The sequence below is a fragment of the Bacillus sp. 179-C3.3 HS genome, from assembly GCF_047229225.1.
Lineage (GTDB): Bacteria > Bacillota > Bacilli > Bacillales > Bacillaceae > Bacillus.
In genome coordinates, this window is sequence record NZ_JBFEFT010000003.1 from 57,567 (window position 1) to 79,415 (window position 21,849).

At 41.6% G+C, this 21,849-nt stretch carries 24 protein-coding genes; 16 read left to right on the forward strand and 8 right to left on the reverse strand.

The annotated features are described in order from the left end of the window. Nucleotides 1–42: 42 nt before the first annotated feature. The 7 genes from AB1K80_RS03390 to AB1K80_RS03420 all read left to right on the forward strand — a co-directional run bounded on the left by AB1K80_RS03390 (nt 43) and on the right by AB1K80_RS03420 (nt 5,326). A complete protein-coding gene (locus AB1K80_RS03390) occupies nt 43–1,008 on the forward strand; it encodes an ABC transporter permease (RefSeq protein ID WP_412855209.1) in 966 nt (321 codons plus the stop codon). 15 nt (nt 1,009–1,023) lie between these two features. Then, nucleotides 1,024–2,136, forward strand: a complete 1,113-nt coding sequence (locus tag AB1K80_RS03395) for a glycoside hydrolase family 88/105 protein (protein ID WP_412855210.1) — start codon at nt 1,024–1,026, stop codon at nt 2,134–2,136. Continuing rightward, nucleotides 2,133–2,657 carry a lipoprotein YteS gene (locus tag AB1K80_RS03400; protein WP_412855211.1) on the forward strand — a complete coding sequence of 175 codons (525 nt, stop codon included), beginning with the start codon at nt 2,133–2,135 and terminating at the stop codon, nt 2,655–2,657. Before AB1K80_RS03395 ends, AB1K80_RS03400 begins: the two co-directional genes overlap by 4 nt. A gap of 15 nt (nt 2,658–2,672) precedes the next feature. Next, complete coding sequence (locus AB1K80_RS03405) at nt 2,673–3,962, forward strand: Gfo/Idh/MocA family protein (protein WP_412855212.1); 1,290 nt, start codon at nt 2,673–2,675, stop codon at nt 3,960–3,962. 25 nt (nt 3,963–3,987) lie between these two features. Next, nucleotides 3,988–4,671 (forward strand): YesL family protein, encoded by a 684-nt coding sequence (locus AB1K80_RS03410; RefSeq protein ID WP_412855213.1) that lies wholly within the window; start codon nt 3,988–3,990, stop codon nt 4,669–4,671. Nucleotides 4,672–4,734: 63 nt separating this feature from the next. Continuing rightward, nucleotides 4,735–5,046 (forward strand): rhodanese-like domain-containing protein, encoded by a 312-nt coding sequence (locus AB1K80_RS03415; protein WP_412855214.1) that lies wholly within the window; start codon nt 4,735–4,737, stop codon nt 5,044–5,046. 97 nt (nt 5,047–5,143) lie between these two features. Then, nucleotides 5,144–5,326: a sporulation protein Cse60 gene (locus tag AB1K80_RS03420; RefSeq protein ID WP_412855333.1), complete on the forward strand. Its 183-nt coding sequence runs from the start codon at nt 5,144–5,146 to the stop codon at nt 5,324–5,326. A 71-nt stretch (nt 5,327–5,397) separates the two neighbouring features. On the opposite strand, the gene AB1K80_RS03425 is transcribed toward AB1K80_RS03420, so the two are convergent. From AB1K80_RS03425 to AB1K80_RS03435, 3 genes are all read right to left on the reverse strand, one after another. Next, nucleotides 5,398–6,930, reverse strand: coding sequence for a BCCT family transporter (locus tag AB1K80_RS03425; protein WP_412855215.1), 1,533 nt, complete (start codon nt 6,928–6,930; stop codon nt 5,398–5,400). A gap of 140 nt (nt 6,931–7,070) precedes the next feature. Beyond that, complete coding sequence (locus AB1K80_RS03430; RefSeq protein ID WP_412855216.1) at nt 7,071–7,268, reverse strand: hypothetical protein; 198 nt, start codon at nt 7,266–7,268, stop codon at nt 7,071–7,073. After that, entirely contained in the window at nt 7,265–8,536 is a 1,272-nt protein-coding gene (locus AB1K80_RS03435; RefSeq protein WP_412855217.1) for an NAD(P)/FAD-dependent oxidoreductase, read from the reverse strand. Before AB1K80_RS03435 ends, AB1K80_RS03430 begins: the two co-directional genes overlap by 4 nt. A 174-nt stretch (nt 8,537–8,710) precedes the next feature. Here AB1K80_RS03435 and AB1K80_RS03440 point away from each other — a divergent pair, with 174 nt between their 5' ends. After that, nucleotides 8,711–10,333, forward strand: a complete 1,623-nt coding sequence (locus tag AB1K80_RS03440) for a putative polysaccharide biosynthesis protein (RefSeq protein WP_412855218.1) — start codon at nt 8,711–8,713, stop codon at nt 10,331–10,333. Nucleotides 10,334–10,347: 14 nt separating this feature from the next. After that, nucleotides 10,348–11,064 (forward strand): pseudouridine synthase, encoded by a 717-nt coding sequence (locus AB1K80_RS03445; RefSeq protein ID WP_412855219.1) that lies wholly within the window; start codon nt 10,348–10,350, stop codon nt 11,062–11,064. Between the two features lie 165 nt (nt 11,065–11,229). On the opposite strand, the gene AB1K80_RS03450 is transcribed toward AB1K80_RS03445, so the two are convergent. Next, entirely contained in the window at nt 11,230–11,448 is a 219-nt protein-coding gene (locus AB1K80_RS03450; protein ID WP_412855220.1) for a DeoR family transcriptional regulator, read from the reverse strand. A 365-nt stretch (nt 11,449–11,813) separates the two neighbouring features. After that, nucleotides 11,814–13,112, reverse strand: a complete 1,299-nt coding sequence (locus AB1K80_RS03455; protein WP_412855221.1) for an NCS2 family permease — start codon at nt 13,110–13,112, stop codon at nt 11,814–11,816. 93 nt (nt 13,113–13,205) lie between these two features. On the opposite strand from AB1K80_RS03455, the gene pepV reads away from it, so the two are divergent. Then, nucleotides 13,206–14,606 carry a dipeptidase PepV gene (pepV, locus tag AB1K80_RS03460; protein WP_412855222.1) on the forward strand — a complete coding sequence of 467 codons (1,401 nt, stop codon included), beginning with the start codon at nt 13,206–13,208 and terminating at the stop codon, nt 14,604–14,606. A 39-nt stretch (nt 14,607–14,645) separates the two neighbouring features. Here the strand turns inward: pepV and cysK are convergent, their stop codons facing one another. Next, nucleotides 14,646–15,578, reverse strand: coding sequence for a cysteine synthase A (gene cysK, locus AB1K80_RS03465; protein ID WP_412855223.1), 933 nt, complete (start codon nt 15,576–15,578; stop codon nt 14,646–14,648). A gap of 91 nt (nt 15,579–15,669) precedes the next feature. Between cysK and thpR the strand changes: the two genes are divergently transcribed. The 4 genes from thpR to AB1K80_RS03485 all read left to right on the forward strand — a co-directional run bounded on the left by thpR (nt 15,670) and on the right by AB1K80_RS03485 (nt 19,228). After that, the gene (gene thpR / locus AB1K80_RS03470; RefSeq protein ID WP_412855224.1) at nt 15,670–16,221 is read left to right on the forward strand and encodes an RNA 2',3'-cyclic phosphodiesterase; all 552 of its coding nucleotides are present in this window, start codon (nt 15,670–15,672) and stop codon (nt 16,219–16,221) included. 25 nt (nt 16,222–16,246) lie between these two features. Next, nucleotides 16,247–17,179, forward strand: coding sequence for a hypothetical protein (locus AB1K80_RS03475; protein ID WP_412855225.1), 933 nt, complete (start codon nt 16,247–16,249; stop codon nt 17,177–17,179). Nucleotides 17,180–17,228: 49 nt separating this feature from the next. Then, a complete protein-coding gene (locus AB1K80_RS03480) occupies nt 17,229–18,158 on the forward strand; it encodes a YegS/Rv2252/BmrU family lipid kinase (RefSeq protein ID WP_412855226.1) in 930 nt (309 codons plus the stop codon). Nucleotides 18,159–18,427: 269 nt separating this feature from the next. Then, a complete protein-coding gene (locus tag AB1K80_RS03485; RefSeq protein ID WP_412855227.1) occupies nt 18,428–19,228 on the forward strand; it encodes a phosphotransferase family protein in 801 nt (266 codons plus the stop codon). Here the strand turns inward: AB1K80_RS03485 and AB1K80_RS03490 are convergent. Beyond that, nucleotides 19,225–19,500 (reverse strand): YtzH-like family protein, encoded by a 276-nt coding sequence (locus AB1K80_RS03490; RefSeq protein ID WP_412855228.1) that lies wholly within the window; start codon nt 19,498–19,500, stop codon nt 19,225–19,227. The two genes, AB1K80_RS03485 and AB1K80_RS03490, sit on opposite strands and share 4 nt — an antisense overlap. 187 nt (nt 19,501–19,687) lie before the next feature. Between AB1K80_RS03490 and trmB the strand changes: the two genes are divergently transcribed. Both trmB and AB1K80_RS03500 read left to right on the forward strand, forming a co-directional pair. Then, nucleotides 19,688–20,329, forward strand: a complete 642-nt coding sequence (trmB, locus tag AB1K80_RS03495; RefSeq protein ID WP_412855229.1) for a tRNA (guanosine(46)-N7)-methyltransferase TrmB — start codon at nt 19,688–19,690, stop codon at nt 20,327–20,329. A 100-nt stretch (nt 20,330–20,429) separates the two neighbouring features. Next, entirely contained in the window at nt 20,430–21,284 is an 855-nt protein-coding gene (locus AB1K80_RS03500) for a YtnP family quorum-quenching lactonase (protein ID WP_412855230.1), read from the forward strand. A 73-nt stretch (nt 21,285–21,357) separates the two neighbouring features. Here AB1K80_RS03500 and AB1K80_RS03505 read toward each other — a convergent pair whose 3' ends face one another. Then, on the reverse strand, nt 21,358–21,672 hold the full coding sequence (locus tag AB1K80_RS03505; protein ID WP_412855231.1) for a PepSY domain-containing protein: 315 nt from the start codon (nt 21,670–21,672) through the stop codon (nt 21,358–21,360). Nucleotides 21,673–21,849: the final 177 nt, after the last annotated feature.

A 21,849-nucleotide genomic window follows, 5' to 3' on the forward strand; every position in this document is an offset into this window, starting at 1 on the left:
ATACAGTGTACACATGCATAATGATGAAGGGAGGCTATATGAATGAAAACACAGGATGTCACTGCCAAAGGTGTACCTGCGGCAGCTTTGAAAAAAGAAAAGAGAAAGCGCTTACTTAATCAATTGATGAGTCAAAAATTTTTATATTTGATGATTCTTCCAGGGCTTATTTATTTTATTGTCTTTAAATACGTCCCGATGTGGGGATTGATCATTGCATTTCAAGATTACCAACCGTTTCTCGGAATTCTTGGCAGTGAGTGGGTGGGCTTCAAACATTTTATTCGCTTATTTACAGAACCGACATTCTTCATTTTATTAAAAAATACCTTGATTTTATTTGCGATGAATGTGGTGATTTTCTTCCCGATACCGATCTTATTGGCACTTCTTTTAAACGAAGTCCGATTGGCCTTATTTAAGAAATTTGTTCAAACGATGATTTATATTCCGCATTTCATGTCATGGGTTATTGTCGTGTCCTTATCTTTTGTGTTGTTAACAGTAGATGGCGGGTTAATCAATGAACTGATTGCGTTCTTCGGGGGAGAAAAAATTAATTTCCTCCTTAGTCAAGATTGGTTTAGGCCGATGTACATTTTACAAGTGATATGGAGAGAAGCGGGCTGGTCGACGATCATTTATCTTGCAGCCATCACGGCGGTGGACCCGCAGCTATATGAGGCAGCGAAAATGGATGGCGCCGGCAGATTGAGACAGATGTGGCACATTACGCTCCCTGCCATTAAAAGTGTCATTGTTGTGCTCCTCATTTTAAAAATTGGGGATACGTTAGAGCTTGGGTTTGAACATGTGTATTTATTATTAAATGCAACAAACCGTGAAGTCGCAGAGATCTTTGATACGTACGTCTATACAGCTGGGTTAAAGCAAGGGCAATTTAGCTATAGTACGGCTGTTGGGTTATTTAAAGCAGCTGTTGGTCTCATTTTGGTCATGATGGCGAACCGTTTAGCGAAAAAGTTTGGAGAAGAAGGGATTTACTAAAAAGGAGATGAGAGAATGACTTTATCGACTGAAAAGGTGTCACCACTTGTTCATGCAGAGAAATTAGCTCAAACGATTATGAAAGCGTATACACCGATAGAACTGCCACCCGCAGGAAGATGGCATTATCATCAAGGGGTCTTTTTATGCGGGGTGATGAAGCTGTACGAAGCAACTGGCAACGAGTCATATGTTGCGTACGTGAAATCCTATGCGGACTCGTTAATTGACGATTATGGAAATTTATTATTTCGCAGGGATGAGCTGGATGCCATTCAGGCAGGACTTATCCTCTTTCCGCTGTATGAAAAAACAGGTGAGAAACGGTATGTACGAGCAGCCGAGAAATTACGCGGTTTGTATCGGACGTTAAATCGCACGTCTGAAGGAGGATTTTGGCATAAGGATCATTACGCGTATCAAATGTGGCTAGACGGACTTTATATGGGCGGACCTTTTGCCTTAAAATATGCCCAGTTAAAAGGAGAAGAAGAGCTAGTTGATATGGTGATTCATCAAGAGGAGCTCATGAGAAAGCATACAAGGGATGAAAAGACAGGCTTATATTATCATGCTTGGGATGAGCGAAAAGTGATGCCGTGGGCAGATCAAGAGACTGGCTGTTCTCCAGAGTTTTGGGCGCGCTCCTTTGGGTGGTATGTCCTTGCACTAGCTGATATGATCGAGGATTTACCAGAGCAGCATGAGAGGCGTCAAGTGTGGAAAGAAACATTGACAGACATGCTCGAAAGTGTGGCAACGTATCAAGACGACCAGACCGGCCTATGGTATCAAATTATTGATAAAGGAGGCCATACAGACAATTGGCTTGAAAGCTCAGGATCCTGTCTTTTTGTATACGCAATGGCAAAAGCGATGAACAAAGGATATGTGAGCCCGCGTTATGTCGATCAAGTACTCAAAGCTTATCATGGCCTGATTCAACATAAAACGCAGGAAAAAGAAAATGGAGATTTTGTCGTACATGATATTTGTATTGGCACATCGGCAGGATTTTATGATTACTACGTTGGAAGAGAGCGGAGTACAAATGACTTGCACGGGGCAGGCGCTTTTATCATGGCATTAACTGAACTTGCAAAGCTGTCTGTTTTTCAAGAAGGATGAGAACATGCGGGTGGGCTCCGCTGCTATTCATTAGTTTCTTCATGGTCTTTTGTCTGTCAGCGTGTCAGGAGAAGACAAGTGGAATAGAAGTTCTGATCTTTTCTGACATGTCAAAGGGAATGAAGGAACAGCTCATGGAAAAGGCTTTTCAGCCGGATGAAGAGATGTACGATGTCAAGATCCTTCCAGCGATTCCAGAAAAGCTCCTTGTAGAAATTACAGCAAAACAGGGGGAGGTCATGTTCGTCCCTGAAGAGCTGTTTCGAACGTATGATGATCCTGAGAGCTTTCATCTTCTTCATGGGATGCAGGAAGACGGCGAGGCAGTGGGACCATATACGATCAAAGAGCCAAAGACAGGAAAAATGGTCGACTATGCGGTGCAAATCAATAAAGGGACAAAAAAGCTAAACGGCTATACATTTCGATTGAACCGAGAGATGGTGGCATTCATTCCTGTGTATGCAGAGAAGTCGAAAGAGGCTTTGTCACTCATCTGGCAGCTTCGTGACAATCAATAAAAAGGGGTGGAGAAAGTGAAACGGGTGGTGATTTGTGGACTCAGTCATCGTGCTTTTAATATGTTTATTCAACCGTTAATAGAGGATTTTCATATGCAATATAGGATCACAGGGCTTCTCGATATAGATGATAAGAGGTATACACTTTGTCAGGAGCGTTTTCCAACATTGAGAGGAGTCCCATTTTTTGATGAGAATGAATTTGACCGAATGGTGAAGGAAACAAAGCCGGATTTGGTGATTGTAGCAGGTCGCGATGACACACATGTCACTTATATTTTACAGGCACTTGACCATCATCTAGATGTGATCACGGAAAAACCGATGGTGACCACAGCGAAAGATGCCAAAAAGGTCATAGATAAAGAGGCAAACAGCAAAGGGAAGGTTACAGTGACCTTTAATTATCGCTACAACCCATTTCATCGGAAGATCAAAGAGCTTATTTTAGAGGGGAAAATTGGCAGGGTGACGTCCGTTGATTTGAGCTGGCTCATTGATACGTATCATGGAGCCAGCTATTTCAAACGGTGGAACCGAACACGTCAATTTTCTGGCGGGCTTTCGATTCATAAGTCCACCCATCACTTTGATTTGATCAACTGGTGGATTGAACAAAAGCCAAAGCAAGTATTTGCCTACGGGGCGCTGAACTATTATGGAAACGAAAGTCCGTGGAATCCTTTGGCTAACGAAGAGAATCGATACTGCGGAACATGTCAGGTAAAAGATGAATGTCGTTATGAATCAAGGTGGAGCCCGCGGGTCATGCGTTCGAAGGTGGAGGATGATCATATCGAAGCAAGTCAGGCACAGTCACAGCTTTATTCACACTACCGCCCAGATGCATGTATTTTTGATGGGGAAATTGACATTGAAGATACATATGTGGCATCCGTCGCTTATGATCAAGGCGCACTGCTGAATTATTCGATTCAATTCTCAGCCCCCTATGAAGGGTATCGGCTTGCCATCAATGGCACAAAAGGGAGAATTGAAACAAATGAGTTTCACGTGCCGTCGAGAATTCCATTTCAATACCCTGAACAAACGATCTCTTACTATCCGATGTTTGGTGCTAAAGAGACGATTGAAGTGGTCAAACAGCCAGGAGGACATGGCGGGGGAGATCCGCTATTATTGGCTGATTTATTTTTAGGAAAAGACCCACTCATTCCGTATGACATTTCTGCAGGGGCAGAGGCAGGTGCCTATTCTATCGCTCTTGGAGAAGGCATGTGGCGCTCTGTCAGAGAAAATCGACCAATTGAAATAGAGGAATTATTTCAAAAAGAACCCGTATAGCGAGGAAGAAGGGAGGGAGTTTTGAATGGATCATGATGGGTCAATGAGTAGAATGCTACGGATGTGTGAATGGGTGATGAGACTGTCCTACACAAATTTGCTCTGGCTTTTGTTTACAATACTAGGATGCGGTCTTTTTGGATTCATGCCCGCCACAACCGCACTATTTTCTGTGATGAGAAAATGGATACAGGGGCATGAACAGGTAAAGGTATTCCGCACGTTCTGGAACGTGTATCGAGAGGAGTTTTTCCGCGCGAATCTGATTGGACTTGTGCTGCTTATGATTGGCGTCATTCTTTATGTCGATCTGGCTTATATTTATCCCACTAGCTTTTTATTACATGTGCTTCGTTTTGCGATTTATATCTTTGGCTTTCTGTTCATTGTCAGCCTGTTTTATATTTTCCCGCTGCTTGCACATTATGATTGGAAAAAACGCCTTTATTTAAAATTTTCCCTCCTTCTCGGCATATCGTATTTGCAATACACACTCGTGATGTTTGCATTCACAGCTATATTATTTGTTCTATTTGCTTATTTACCGGGAATCGTGCCGTTTTTTAGCATGAGTATTCTAGCATATGTTCAAATGTGGTTCGCGTATCAAGTGTTTAAAAAGGTAGAGGCTGATAGCGAGCAAAAGGCAGTAGATGTGAAGAAACGAATCCCATCTTTCCTTCCATCAAAGAGGGTGAATACGCAGTAATTCAACTTTAGGCGAATGATTTGCTATAATGGTCTCACCTAGAATAGAAGGAGAGATTACGACATGTCAGTAAAAGAGATTTCAATAGACGAATTAAAGCAAAAGCTAGAGCAAGAAGGCACGATTCAATTGGTCGATGTGCGTGAGGACGAAGAGGTGGCAGAAGGGATGATTCCAGAAGCCGTTCATATTCGAATGGGGGATATCCCTGAAAAGCTAGATGCGTTTGATCCAAATGAGGAGTACTATATCATTTGTCGTTCTGGTAAGCGAAGTGAAAACGTCTGCTATTATCTAGAAGACCAAGGCTATCAAGCGACCAATGTGGTAGGTGGAATGCTTGCTTGGACTGGAGAAACAAAGCCGAAGCAATAAGGAAGAAACCTTTCATCGATGAGATGAAAGGTTTTTTTCATATGCCCGTCTCTATGTGCATAAAGATAGAGTAGCGAGAGAAGGGAGAGTGGAGGAAGTGCTTAAAGTAGCCGTATTTGATGAAGAACATGAAAAGGATTTACAAAGTGAGATGAATCTCTTTTTAAAAGGAATGGATGATGATCAAGTCATTGATATCAAATACAATGTGGCGGTGATTTGTGAGCAAGGAGGAGAACAGCTTTATTGTTTTTCTGCTCTCATTTTATATAAAAAATAGGTCCCTTGATGGGCTTCGTCTATCAACAGGAAAAAGCCGTTCGAAATGACAAACGGCTTTTTCTTTGTTGCTTATGCTTTTTTTACTCGTGGACTGCGTGGTTTATTGACTTTGTTTGCTTGTTTGATTGCCCGCCGTTCTTGATTTAACGATTTATATAGCGCCACAATCATCAAAATGATGACGACGGAGAACGGCAATGCGGCGAGTTTTGCTGTGTTTTGTAACGCTTCAAGTCCTCCTGAAAATAAGAGAACAGCCGCGACAGCTGATTGGATGATGCCCCAGCTCACTTTCACACTGCCAGAAGGATTCAATGATCCATATGTTGTCTGCATACCTAACACAAATGTGGCAGAATCAGCTGATGTAATAAAGAAGACCGCAATTAAAATGAGGGCTAAAATCGACGTCACCATGGCAAGCGGGTATTCACTTAAAACACCGAACAGCATTGTTTCTGTTGAAAGGCCTGCAACATCCACAATATTTTTTTGCTGTAAGTCCATAGCAGATACGCCAAAAATAGAGAACCATAGGAATACAAGGATTGAAGGAGCAAGTAAAACCCCCACTAAAAACTCGCGAATCGTCCGTCCGCGGGATACCCTTGCAATAAAAATTCCGACAAATGGTGCCCAAGAGATCCACCATGCCCAATAGAAAATCGTCCATCCGTTAATCCATTCTCGCTTTTCAGGATCGGTCGGGGATAACCGGAAGCTCATTTGAACAATGTTCGATAAGTATTGCCCAATGGAGTCGGTAAATGAATTTAAAATATAGACAGTCGGACCTGCCAATAGTAAGAAAAACATGAGGACAGCGGCTAAGACCATATTGAGATTACTTAAGTATTTAATCCCTTTCCCAATCCCACTTAAAGAGGATGCAAGGAAAAGCACAGTCACAATGACAATAATGATGAGTTGTGTGCCAAAGGAATTCGGGATTTGAAATAGATAATGTAACCCGCCATTGATTTGGGCCGCGCCTAAACCTAAGCTCGTTGCAACGCCAACGACTGTTGCAAACACTGCAATACAATCAATGGTTTTGCCTATCCAGCCATGAATGCGATCGCCTAGTACTGGATATAAGGTAGCACTGATTAAACCAGGTGCATCCTTTCTAAATTTAAAGTATGCAATGCATAATGCGACAATCGCATATATCGCCCATGCGTGAAGTCCCCAGTGGAAAAAAGTATAACGAAGCGAGTCACGGAATCCTTGCGCGGTTCCAGTCTCTCCTGTTGGGGATTGAATCGCAAAGTGACTAATCGGTTCAGCTGCTCCGTAAAAAACGAGTCCAATTCCCATCCCTGCACTAAAGAGCATAGCAAACCAAGAAAATAGGCCAAATTCAGGTTCTTCTCCCGGCTTTCCTAGCGTAATTTTCCCGATGGGGCTAAAGATGAAGTATAGACAAAAGCCAACGAGTAACGACACCACTAACAAGTAATACCAACCAAAGTTATTTGTGATGTATGTTTGGGATACACCTGTCACATATTGCAGTGTATCTGGTGAAAAAGCTCCCCATAATACCGCAATACATGTGATCGCAATCACAATCCAAAACACACTTGATATGTTTTTCAATCATCTCACTCTCCTGTTGCTCTACGTGTTGAAGCAGAGGATTTAGTTTAATGTCCCCCATCTTCACTTTTTTCAAACAAAAAGAGGCGAGTTTTTTCACTCGACCTCTACTTTACGGTAACATGAATATCTTCCATTTTTCAACTATCGATATGTGAAGAAGATTTTTCTTCTATCCGTTTGCGAAGACGGTAGAGGTATTCTTTTAAACAAACGGCGATCACGGTGAATGCCAAAACAATGACCAATTTCCATGGGGGAATCGATATGTTCAAGAAGAAGGCCATTGTCAAACTAATCATAACGGCGATGAGAATCGGAAGTGAACGCTTGATCATTCAGCATTCTCCTTTGTATGAAGTGCGGCATTCATGCCAGCTAGTCTGCCTGTCACAAGTGCTGACGTGATATTATAGCCACCGGTGTATCCATGAATGTCTAAAATCTCTCCGCAGAAATAAAGACCTGGCATTTTTTTAGAAGCCATTTTCTTCGGTTCAATCTCTTTGACAGAGACGCCGCCTCCCGTGACAAATGCTTTGTCTAAGGAAAGGGTGCCATTTGCATGAACAATGAAATGTTTACAGTCGTGTACGAAGGCACGCAGTTTATCCTTGGCAAGACCCGAAAATGTTTCTTGTGGATCGATGTGGTTCCGTTCTAAAAGGAACAGTAAATAACGTTCTTGCATCCAAGACTTCAACACATTCTTGATTGATTTTTTCGGTGCATTTTTTAACTCACTTTGAAGCTTTTGAAAAAGTTCTTCGTCATGGAGCTTCGGATATAAATCAATTTCTAGGCGAACGGTCGGCTGTTTCTTTAACTCTTTGACCACAAATCCACTGCAACGAAGAATGGCTGGACCTGATAAACCAAAATGGGTGAAAATCATATCCATGACATGTGTGACGATTGGTTTTCCTTTTTTGTTTAACACGCTCACTGCGACACTTCTTAATGAGAGCCCTTGAAGCACTTTTTCTTTGATAAACGGCTCATTTGAAGTGACTGGTACTTCTGTTGGGAATAGCTCTGTGATGGTATGACCCGCAGCTTCTGCCCATGCGTAGCCATCACCGGTAGAGCCGGTATGAGGCACACTCTTACCTCCGACAGCAATGACGACAGCACTGCTTGAAATTTTTTCATCATTATTTGTAACAATTCCAGCTGCTTGTCCGTCTTGATACAGTACGGTTTTAATCTTTTCATTCGTTCGAATGGTGACATTCAAAGCGCGGAGCCTATCTAAAAGGGCATCCACAACAGATTGAGCTTTATTTGAGACAGGGAACATTCGGCCATGATCTTCTTCTTTTAGTTCAATTCCTAGATTTTCAAAAAACGCAATAATATCTTCATTATTGAACTCAGAAAATGCACTATATAGAAAACGACCGTTTCCGGGAATATGTTTGATGATTTCTTCTACTGGAAGGCGATTGGTAACGTTACAGCGTCCTCCGCCAGAAATGGCCAGTTTTCTGCCAAGTTTGTTTCCTTTGTCAATTAATAGAACGGAAGCTCCGTGCTCTGCTGATGCAATGGCAGCCATCAGTCCAGAAGGCCCACCGCCAATAACAATGACATCATAATGTTTCATGTGACATTCCTCTTTCTACTTCAGTCATTTTTCTATTATAACGAAGATATGGGTAGGCTGAAATAAGAATTGTTTGGTTTTGTGACTTCTGTATTGGAATTGTTACCTGTGCGATGGATGTATGTGGTAGAATAATTAAGTTGAATATTCATTTGAAAAATGGTGGTTACGCACATGTCTAATAAACTGCTTCGTGGTACGTTGGTTTTAACGATAGGGACTTATATCTCTCGTATTCTTGGTATGATTTACTTAATTCCATTTAGTGCAATGGTTGGCGCTACTGGTGGTGCGCTTTTTCAATATGGGTACAACCAGTACACGATCTTTTTAAGTATTGCTACGCTTGGTTTTCCAGCAGCTGTTTCAAAATTTGTCTCTAAGTATAATGCAATTGGCGATTATGAGACGACTAGAAAAATGTTCAAGGCTGGGATGTCGGTTATGCTTGTCACCGGCATCATTGCCTTTTCTATTTTATATTTGACCGCACCGATTTTTGCGAAAATTCAGCTTGGCGGATCTAATGAAACGGGTGGCTTGACTGTTGATCAAGTGGTATACGTCATTCGGATGGTGAGTTTAGGGCTGTTGGTTGTTCCGATTATGAGTCTTGTGCGTGGTTTTTTCCAAGGGCACTCCATGATGGGACCGACAGCTGTTTCACAAGTGATTGAACAACTTGTCAGAATCATCTTCCTATTAACAGCAACGTTTCTGATTTTAAAGGTGCTAGACGGCGGTCTTGTCATTGCTGTAGGCTATGCGACGTTTGCAGCGCTGATTGGCGCCTTTGGCGGACTCTTTACCCTTTATATCTATTGGTTGAAACGGAAGGATCGACTCGTGTCGATGCAGATGAATACAGGGGCTTCCTCCCATTTGTCATATAAGCAAATGTTTAAAGAGCTGTTTAGCTATGCAGGACCTTATGTATTTGTTGGACTAGCGATTCCAATTTATTCGTATATCGATACAAATACGATTAACAGAGCAATGATTGCATCGGGATATCAGGACATTAGTACAGCGGTATTGTCGATTGTGACGCTATATTTACCGAAGCTTGTCATGATCCCTGTGTCACTTGCAACAGCATTTGGATTAACATTGATTCCAACGATCACGGAATCCTTTACATCACGTCATTTTAAATTACTCAATCGACAAATTGATCAAACGATGCAGGTCATCTTATTCTTCGTATTGCCTGCTTCAATTGGAATCTCTGCGTTGGCCGGACCTGTTTATTCGTTCTTCTATCCGTCTGTTCACCCTGAGATTGGGACTTCTATTTTGTTTTGGTATGCACCTGTTGCATTATTGTTTTCATTATTCACCATTAATGCAGCCATTTTACAGGGCATCAATAAACAAAAATTTGCGATTGTCAGTCTTTTGATAGGCATCTTGATTAAATCAGTCTTAAACATTCCGTTAATTAGCTGGCTACAAGGAAATGGGTCGGTGCTTGCGACAGCACTTGGCTACAGTGCGTCGATATTGTATATGTTCATTATGATAAATCGCCATGCCGGTTATTCTTTCCGTCGGATCTTCAAGCGGTTCATTTTAATTAGTTTGTTAACGGCTATCATGGCGGTTGTGGCATTTGTGACAAGTCAGGTAGTGAATCAATTCATTTCTTATGAGGACGGAATGGTACAAGCAGGGATTGTGATTTTGATTTCTGTCATTACCGGTGGCGGTGTGTATCTGTTCTTATCTTATAAAATTGGATTGCTAGAACGCATTCTTGGCAAACGTTTGCCGTCATTTTTAAATAAAAAGGGTTAAAAGAGGTGCATGTCATGAGACTTGATAAATTGCTGGCCAATACTGGATTTGGTTCAAGAAAAGATGTGAAAAAATTGGTCAAGGCTCGGGCTGTCACAGTAAATGGTGAATTGGCGAAGCAGGTAAAAGATCATGTTGATCCATTACATGATGAGGTGCTTGTACACGGGGAGCGAGTAGAATATAAAGAGTTTATTTATTTCATGATGAACAAACCAGATGGCGTTATTTCAGCAACAGAAGATCTGCGAGATGAAACAGTTGTGGATTTACTAGAGCCGGAGGATCGTGCAAGAGATCCATTCCCTGTCGGTCGACTTGATAAGGATACAGTCGGCCTCCTACTCTTGACGAATGATGGACAGCTCGCACACCAATTACTTTCGCCGAAAAAGCATGTCCCTAAAACATATGAAGTCCATTTAAAGTATTCTTTAAAAGATAAGGATATCGAGCGCCTCGAGCAGGGGGTTACCATTCTAGATGATTATCTGACGAAGCCGGCAAAGGTGGAAGTCGATGCCAATCAAGTGTCAGATACGCGCATCCGTTTAACGATTACGGAAGGGAAATACCACCAAGTGAAGCTGATGGCTCAAGCAGTAGGGAATGAAGTCATCTTCTTGAAACGTCTGTCAATGGGCCCAGTAAAGCTTGATGAAGCATTAGAGACTGGTGAGTATCGAGAATTAACGGATGAGGAATTAGACAGCTTAATCAATCGAGAATAGAAAAAGAACCGGCTATTCGCCGGTTCTTTCCTTTTTATAGACGAAACAATGTGTTCTTTAATGAAGACCAAAAAGAAGACAAAGAGCTTCAATAAGCCCTTTGTCTCCAACGAAACAGAACCGGCTGATGCCGGCTTTTTTGTTATATAAACATTTCATTATACGCTAAGATATTTTCACTTTTTTTCTTGTAATTTCCCATTTGCCCCTGCTTGGACTATGAACAAGATCGTTATAGGCAAGCACGTTTAAGTCTCTTTGAATGGTTCTAGGTGTGATCCCGAATTCATCAACCAGCTCTTGTGTGGTCACAAGGCCTTTTTCTTGAATGAACATATAGACTGATTTAATTCGAGTCATCATACGGTTTGTTGAAGGTTTCAAAAAACCACTCCCTATCAATAAGATCGGATGGACTTGACTAACCACAACTTACTACACTAAAACTGCGAAATAAGGACATGCAACAATGGTAAATGTTCGTGTTTCTTAATGTTTTATTCTATTATACACGTAATTATGCATAGAGTTCCACCAAAAAGTCAACTTTACGTGTTTTTTAACTTGTCTTCACGAAAGAAGATGTGTTATATAGCATGGGTTGAATCCGGTTACAACTCAATCCCCATAAGGAAAATGAAGTTGAATCCTTTTTTAGACATCAATAAAATAAACACAGAAAATTTACAAAATAAAAAAAGCAAACGAATAAAAGACACATTTCAAATGGGAAATGTGTCTGTTTCGCGTTATCCTTCTAAGAAAAAAAGCTGGATGAAAAATAAAATAGCAAAAATGTAGACGAGGAGATGAACCTCTTTCCATTTGCCTTTCGCTATTTTCACAAGCGGGTACGAAATAAACCCAAGTGAAATCCCTGTAGAAATACTAGAGGTGAGTGGCATAGAGAGAATAACAAGAAAAGCAGGAAATGCTTCATCAAGCTCATTCCAGCGAATGCGAGCTACTGAATTCATCATTAAACAGCCGACAATGATTAAAACAGGTGATGTGATAGAAGGGAGCAATGAAATGGCTTTGATGAATGGGCCAAAAAACAATGCTACAACCATAAGTGCAGAAACCGTTAAAGAAGTCAGTCCGGTTCTTCCACCTGCTGCCACTCCTGATGATGATTCAATATAAGCCGTCGTTGGACTTGTACCAAACATTGCCCCAACCGTTGTTGCAGCAGAATCGGCAAGCAAGGCTCTACGCACCTTTGGTAGCTTTCCTTTTTTCATTAACCCTGCTTGTTCTGCTACTCCGATCATCGTCCCTGTCGTGTCAAAAATCGTCACAAGTAAGAATGAAAACACAACAGCATACAAATGATGAGAGAAGACATCACCAAAGGCAGCGAATGGGTTTGTAATGAGCATGCCCTCAGGTAATGTAGGGACTTCTACGAGTTCTTTTGGGAAATGAAGCTGGCCTGTCACAATTGCAATGATTGTGGTTGCTAACATCCCAATGAACAATGCTCCATTTACTTGGAGAACCATTAAAATAACCGAAATGATTAAACCAACCAATGTTAATATAACAACAGGTGAGCTCAAATTCCCGAGCTTCACAAGATTCTGTGGATCAGCGGCAATGATGCCAGATTGTCGAAGACCAATAAACGCAATAAAAAGGCCAATACCTGCTGTAATTCCGTATTTTAAATTATCTGGAATGGCTGCAATGAGTTGTTTTCTAAGTGATGTTAACGATAAAATAATAAACAGGATACCTGCGACAAATACGGCACTGAATGCCACCTCATAGCTGATACCGCCGCCACCAACTACAGTGTAGGTGAAATAGACATTCAGGCCCATACCCGGAGCAATGGCAATTGGATAATTTGCAAATAAAGCCATCCACAGTGTTCCAACGACAGTCGCAATAATTGTCGCAGTAAACACTTGTTCAAAAGGAATACCTGCATCTGAAAGGATTCCTGGATTGACGGCAACGATATATACCATTGTAAAGAATGTGGTCATTCCAGCGATTAACTCTTTTTTTATGTTGGTTTGATTTTCTTTTAATTGAAACATGAAATCCCCCATTTACGAACATTAATACAAAACAATTAATATAATATTCGTTTTAAGGGGAGAATGCAACCTTTTTTCAAGGAGGAATAGAAAATGAATTGGGAAGTTGAAGTAATACGCAAAAAAGATGAGCTGATACAGGATACTCAATCTTTTTTGCAAATTGAAAGTGTACTCGATGAAGAAGGCGGAAAAGAAGGACAGCCGTTTGGTGCAAAAGTTGATGAAGCACTTCAGTACATGCTGAATAAAGGGAAAGAAGAAGGCTTTACAGTCAAGAATGTCGATGGATATGCTGGTCATATTGAATATGGAGAAGGAGAAGACATTGTAGGCGTGCTATGTCATGTAGACGTCGTGCCTGCAGGAGATGGCTGGACAGCGCCGCCATTTTCAGCTGAGATCAGGGAGAATAAAATCTTTGCAAGAGGGGCCATAGATGATAAAGGACCAACGATGGCAGCCTTTTATGCGCTGAAGTTGTTAAAAGATGCGAACCTTCGATTATCGAAAAAAATCCGCATGATCATCGGCACTGATGAGGAAAGTGATTGGCGTTGTGTAGATCATTATTTCAAACATGAGGCGATGCCGGAAATTGGCTTTGCCCCAGATGCAGATTTCCCCATTATTCATGCTGAAAAAGGGATTATTGATGCCATTGTGTCATTTACATATGAAAAAGCAGAGGGGCATGCGCCTGTTACGTTGAAGCATTTCACTTCTGGTATGCGTCTCAATATGGTGCCAGATGACGCTTCTGCAACTGTTATGATTGAAAAAGCGCAAGATCAATACCTGTTAACGACAGCATTTGCAGCCTACATGAACGAAAATCAATTATCAGGTGAAGCAAAGGAAACAGCGGACGGTCTACAATTGACTTTAAAAGGTGTTTCTGTCCATGCAATGGAACCGGCAAACGGGGTTAATGCAGGGATTCATATGGCGAATTTTTTATCTGAACAAGCATTAGATATGCAAGGACTCGCTTTTACATCCAAAATAAACAACTTATTTGATCAGGATACAAGAGGGAAGACATTAGGAATTGCTTGCCGAGATGAGATCAGTGGAGATTTGACACTCAATGTCGGAACTATTCGTTATACGCAGCACGAGGAAGCGAAGCTCGGCTTAAATGTCCGTTATCCAGTGACTGCGAACGGAGATGACGTCAAGAAAGGGATTGAAAGCATCGAAGGCGCAACTATAGAGAAATTTGATGACAGCCCACCACATCACGTCTCAAAAGACCACCCACTCGTCAAAACTTTACAACGTGTGTATGAGGAACAAACCGGAGATCCAGCTTCTCTTATTGCGATTGGCGGAGGAACGTATGCAAGGTCTTTAAAAGCAGGCGTGGCATTTGGTCCACTCTTTCCTGGTCGACCAGACTGTGCCCATCAAAAGGATGAATACATTGAGATTGACGATTTATTGAGAGCTACAGCTTTATATGCACAAGCGATGTATGAACTAGCAAAATAAAGACAAAAAAGGAACAGGGGCACATCCCTGTTCCTTTTTTTAATCTTCAAATACATCACTTGATAAATAGCGTTCGCCTGTATCAGCTGTCATACAAATGACAATGTGGTCTTTTTGCATTTGTTTAGCTGTTTCAATGGCTGCATAGCACGCCGCGCCAGATGATGGACCGACCAAAATTCCTTCCAAACGGGCAAGCTGTCGTGTGATACGGTAGGCATCCTCATCACTTACTTGGACAATATCATCATATACATCTTCATTTAAAATGTTTGGAATAAAGCCAGGGCTTGTGCCGACGAGCTTATGTTTACCAGGTTTTCCTCCAGACAAAACAGGTGAGCCTTTCGGTTCGGCAACACGTATCGTCAATTGGGGGAAAGCCTTTTTTAATTCTTCACCAGTACCAGTTATTGTTCCGCCAGTTCCAGCTGTCGCGATAAATGCGGCCAGAGGTTTGCCAATCTGATTCACTGCCTCCACAATTTCTAATGCGGTCGTCTTTCGATGTGCATCAGGGTTAGCACTGTTGTCGAATTGCATTGGGATAAAACTATTTGGAATCTTGTTCGCTAATTCCTCCGCCTTTCGAATACAACCAGGCATTTTTTCTTCTCCGGGGGTTAGGACAACTTCTGCACCGTAAGCTTTTAAAATATTGATTCTTTCTTTTGTCATGGTATCTGGCATGACAAGAATGGCTTTGTACCCTCTTGCTGCTGCGTTCATCGCTAATCCAATCCCCGTATTCCCGCTTGTTGGTTCAATGATGGTCGATCCTTTTGTCAGTACCCCCTTTTTTTCTGCCTCGACGATCATATGATAGGCCGCTCGGTCTTTTACACTTCTACTAGGATTGAAATATTCAAGCTTTACATAAACATCAGCCGCATTTTCTGGCTGAAGATGTTGTAATTTAACTAGAGGCGTATCGCCAATGAGCTCAGCGATGTTTTGTGCAATCTTCATCATATGACACCCTTTCTTCTCATTCTTCATGACTTTAGTTATACTATTACCAATGGGGATTCGTAAAGTTTGTTAAAAAAGGACAGGTGATGAGATGTTAGAAAGCCGTCATTACTTTATTGGGATTCACATCCCTAAACAACTTGCGTATCAAATGAACACAGATATAGAGTCGAGGAGGGGACTGTCATTTCAAAAATGGACAGACCCGAGAGATTATCATGTGACGCTTGTGTTTTTAGGTGCTATTACAAAAGAACGCTTAGATGAAATGATTGGCGGGCTTGAAAAATTGGCACACGAGACAGCTGCCTTTCCACTTGAGATTGAGGAGTTAGGTCAGTTTGGGGTTAAGGAGCGGCCAAGGGTCTTCTTTGCAAGACCAAATGAAAGCCTGCCGCTTATGCAGTTAAGGGAAAAGGTCAAAGAAGCCGTATTACGAGCAGGTCATCCTGTCGAAAAGAGACCGTATCATCCGCATATGACCATTGCCCGTAAATGGAATGCGGAACAACCGTATATAGAACAAGCGCCTTTACGTGAGGAGCCGTATTTGCTAGAGGTTTCAAGTATCACCTTATTTGAAATACGTCCGAAGGAAACACCACGTTATCATCCAGTCAAACAGTTTACATTACATAAATGATTTTAGAAGTTGGAGTGAGCAGTAGATGGCGCAAATTATCAAAATTCAAGATTATATCTCTCGATACGAACAAGATCCGCATCATTACATCAATCAATTTATTCGTTTGAAAAAACAAAGATGGGACGAGTTAAAGAAAGCATCGAAAGAAGAGGCACAACCATCATTTGATTCAATCACTGAACAGGCGCCTATGCAAGAAGAGAAAAAGAAGAAGTTCTCCATAAAGAGAAAGCAGAAATCTGCCGATATGAAAGAAGAACGCGACCTCAATCTTTTTAACGAGCCAACAGATATAGAGCAAGGTGTGTTCCGAAACGTTCCGACCGATGAAACGAAGCTGATTCACTTTTTTAAAGATCATCTGTTTGATGTTCAATTAAAATGGGCCAGCTCAACCATTTCTCACATTTCGACCATGTCCCATCACATTCGATATGATGAAAAGCTTCGTATGCTTGCGAGACAGCTCCCGGATTCCTATTTTGTGATGTACAAGCCGGTGCTGCTCATTCAGAAGGCTGAGATGGAGTTATGTCCGATTCTCATTACGCCACTTGAAGTGATTTGTTTATCCTTCTTAGAGGCAGAGCCAGACAGTGTATACATCGGATCGAAAGAACGTTTCTGGGAGAAGCGCGCGACTGGCAAAGCTGTGCAGTCTGTCTTGAACCCTTGTGCGAGCCTTCTACGTGCAGGCACAGTGGTGTCGAAAATATTGCAACAAAGTGGCGTAGAACTTCCTGTGAAAAAGATCCTCATCAGCCGCACCTCATATATTGACTTACCTGAAGTCCCGTATGGGATGGAGGTCATTGATAAGAAGAAGGCGGACGATTGGTTTGAAAAGCAACGGAAAAACACAGCGCCAACAAAGCATCAACAATTTAAAGCGACAAAAGTATTGCTCGCTTATGGTGAATCAGATAGCAAAAGAAGACAAGAATGGCTCGATTAATTGGATGAATCAAGGTTGCGAAAATACGAGACCTGAGTGGAGCTAACAAATGAATGAATGGTACTTTATCGTCAATCCAACAGCAGGACATGGAAGAGGACTCCGTATATGGAGGAGCATAGAGAAAGAGATGCAGAAGATGGAGGTTTCCTATCGATCCTTCCTCACGCAGCATGAAGGTCATGCAGAGGTGTTGGCAAGACAAATACGCACCATGCAAGATGATAGGCTGAAGCGTCTTATCGTTATAGGCGGTGACGGCACCATTCATGAAGTGCTGAATGGTTTAAAAGAAACAGAGCATGTGCAGCTTAGTTTTGTCCCAACTGGTCACTGGAATGATGCGGCGAAGGGACTAGGAGTTAGTCGTCATGATGTGTTAAAAGAAGTGAGAAAGCAAAAAAGAATGCTGACGAAAACATTTTCTCTCGGATCATTTCAAGATCATGCAGAAAGCCCTCAAACGGTCTTGTTCATCAATCATATCGGTGTAGGGTTTGACGCCCATGTCCTCAGAAAAACCGTCCAATTCAAAGGAAGAAAGTGGCTGAAGCGGCTCAAACTAGGGTTCATCATCTACCCGCTGTCGTTTCTCCATGCGATGTGGTCGTTTAAACCTTTTGACCTTGGATTATTTATTGAAAATGAGAAAAAAGTCTTTCGTAACGTGTGGTTTGTCATCATCTGCAACCATCCATACTATGGGGGTGGATTAGAAGTAGCGCCAGAAGCGAATGCGAGACAATCCGGCTTTCAAACGCTTGTTGTCACGGATTTGAGCCCATGGAAAGTGTTGATGTTTTTTTGTATGATGGTCTTTCGCAAGCACCTAAACATGGAGGGTGTCACTCTCTTCCAACATAATGAAGCATATTTAGAAGCAGATGAAAAGATTTTATTCCACGCAGATGGCGAAGTGATTGGGGCAACCCCTGTTTATGTGAAAGCAAGTGAGCGGTCTTTAAAATTACGTGCATAAACAAAATTGGCAATTGCATTAGTAAAAACCCACAATGTGATAAGGATCTTGTCCTGATTTTCTAGTTTTGCTTGACGAGGATAAGAGGGTAGCGATAAAATCTAAAGGACGGCTATTGTTTAGCATCTCATTCTCAATAGCTGTCCTTTTTGTTTTTATGATCATATAAATAAAAAATAAACAGCCGATTGATGATCAATTGGCTGAATTTTGTCGACTAAAAAAGCACGATTTAAAATATTTTAAGAAATGATGGGTTGAAAATTGATATGAACTGGTTGGGACAAATATTAGGTAGTGAATGGCACATTTCTCCTGCAGGAGGCGCTACAGGAGATGCTTATTTCGCAACACACAATGACCAAAAGCTATTTTTAAAACGCAATACGTCACCGTTTCTTGCAGTTTTGTCAGCTGAAGGCATTGTGCCGAAGCTTGTCTGGACAAAGCGGATGGAAAATGGGGATGTCATCACAGCCCAGCACTGGCTGAGCGGGCGAGAGCTGAAGCCAAAGGACATGAATGACCGTCCGGTTGCAGAACAGCTAAGGAAAATCCATACATCTAAAGAATTGCTTGATATGCTGAAACGATTAGAAAAGCATGCGCTTGAACCTGCCACCATTCTCAAGCATCTCAAGCAGTCTATTGTAAACGAGCAGATTGAATCAAATGACTTGACGCGTGCCATCCAGTACTTAGAGGAGCATGTTGAAAACGTCCATTACGAGGATAAGGTTGTGTGCCATTGTGATCTCAATCATAACAATTGGCTACTCACAGATGAAGATCAACTGTATTTGATTGATTGGGATGGTGCCATGATTGCGGACCCAGCAATCGATCTTGGACCGCTCCTCTACCATTATGTTGAAGAAGAGAACTGGGAAAGCTGGCTGTCAATGTACGGTGCACCGCTTACTGACAACCTGCGAAAACGCATGGCGTGGTATGTGCTCGCAGAAACGGTATCCTTTGTCATCTGGCATAAAAGAAAAGGAAATGAAAAAGCACAACAAGACATGCAAGCTGAGCTAGGTGCGTTGCTCAAACGATTAAAGATCCGTTAAGACAGTGGGATGTGTTCGACCCACTGAGATAGATCTGATTGATGTTCTTGAATATGGGCATCAATAGATTGGACAGATGTTCCTTTTTGGCTATATGCGTAAATATCGGTTAAAAGCTGGCGAATATCGGCATCGAGATCTTCTTTTGCTAGCATTAATTGAATGACTCGTCCCACCTGTTCATATTCTGCAACAGTACCACAGCAATCGAGCTGGTGATCAGTTAAAATATCTTTGATTAATTGAAGCTGATGTTGGCGGTTTAATCCCATGCGTATGCTCCTTTCGAAGTGTCGTTTATGAGGTTAAACTGTGCATCGAGCGTTGATTTTATACATGTGACAGACCAGCTTAGCAAAAGGCTGGTCTTTTTGATGCAATCGTATCAAATGCTGTCTTGCGGCACGTTATGTTTCATGGTATCTTGATAAAATGTAAAGAAAATAGAGGTGTATCAAATTGAGAATGCGTCATAAACCTTGGGCGGATGACTACTTAGCAGAACATGCACACATTGCCTTACAAAACCCTGAACAATATAAAGGGAAATGGCATGAGGTCTTTGGCAATGATCATCCCATCCATATTGAAGTTGGGACAGGGAAAGGAAGTTTTATTGCTGGAATGGGCAAACTTCATCCTGACAAGAACTACATCGGCATTGAATTGTTTAAAAGTGTCCTGGTGACAGCGGTAGATAAAATCAAAGAAACAGATGTCGACAATGTGAAGCTTTTAAATATAAACGCAGAGACCCTTACAGACGTGTTTGCGGAAAATGAGATTGATCGAGTGTATCTGAACTTCTCTGATCCATGGCCTAAATCGAGACACGAAAAGCGCAGGCTGACCTTTAAAACCTTTTTAGAGCGATATGAGCAAGTTCTCCGCCCAGGCGGTGAGTTGCATTTCAAAACAGATAATCGTGGACTATTTCAATATTCATTAAAGAGTTTTTCACAATATGGACTTCTCTTAACGTATGTAAGCTTAGATTTACACGCGGATGGTTTAGAAGGAAATGTGATGACAGAATATGAAGAAAAATTCTCATCGATGGGACAACCTATCTATCGATCAGAAGTAAGATTCCCTGAATAACTAGAGTGAAAAGCTGACTGCAATGAATGATTGCGATCAGCTTTTTTTAATGATCAATTGACCTCAATTTGCTACCATAGAGGAAGGGGGGATGACAGCAATGGAGACAATGAAGATTGGTCAAATGGAATTGTTCTGGTTAAATGGGGGAGATACGCATATGGATGGCGGTGCCATGTTTGGTGTCGTGCCAAAGCCATTATGGTCGAAAAAATATCCTGTGAATGATCGAAATCAAATTGAATTACGGTGTGATCCAATTCTCATTCGATGGAATGGGCTTCATCTGTTAGTGGACTCAGGTGTTGGAGCAGGAAAACTGACAGATAAACAAAAACGGAATTACGGTGTGACAGAAGAGACGAAAATAGAAGAGTCGCTTGCCTTATTAGGTTTAAGCCCAGATGATATAGATTATGTCTTGATGACGCATTTGCATTTTGATCATGCGAGTGGATTAACGAAACGCGAAGGTGATCAACTTGTGTCTGTCTTCAAACAGGCAAAAATCATCACATCCAAGATCGAATGGGATGAAATGAGACATCCGAACATTCGCTCTCGAAATACATATTGGAAAGAAAACTGGGAGCCGCTATCAGACCAAGTGGTCACATTTGAGAAGAACATCGAAGTGACAGATGGAATCCACATGTTTCACACAGGCGGTCATAGCCATGGACATAGTATCTTAACAATGACCAGTCAAGGGGAGACGGCCATTCATTTAGCTGATATCATGCCAACCCATGCACATAAAAATCCACTTTGGGTGTTGGCGTATGATGATTATCCGATGACCTCCATACCCGCTAAACAAACATGGCAGGCATTTGCTGAAGAAAAGAATGCTTGGTATTTGTTTTACCATGATGCCATCTACCGCGCCGTGAAGTGGGACAAAGAAGGGGATATGACCCATGCAATTAAAAGAGAAACAGGAGACTCATTGTGAGACTCTTGATGAAAACATAAATGTATAAAAAGAAAGCTTCGCAATGGACCATGTCTTTGCGAAGCTTTCTTTATTAAGCAACAGAATCAATGACATCCACAATCATACCAGTTCTAGCATCGATCATGACTTCGTACTGTTCAAGCTCTCCAAAAGCAGAACGTGTAATGCCAGATTTATATACATCAATGGTTTCGCCATTTAAGGTATATGGTTCTGGTACAGTATAAATCCAAGAGCCATCAATCGGGCCACGCTGTTTAAAAGCTGATTTGACAATTTTCAATGCTTTCTCAGATGAGATATACGTAGGGAAGAAGACTTTCTTTACAACGATTGCAGCGGCTACGCCAATACTCGCACCAATCAGAACATGTTTTAACTTCAACGTGCTGCACCTCCGAATTGCTGTTTTTTCCATTATACAAAACTTGTCCATTGTTGTTAAGGAATCCGAATGGTTGAAAGCATATTCAAAAAAAATTGCGAGATACTTGGAAAACCGAAAGAATTTCTATAGTATAAAATGAGGATTGCTTTTACAGGAAAGAATATGGTCATGACA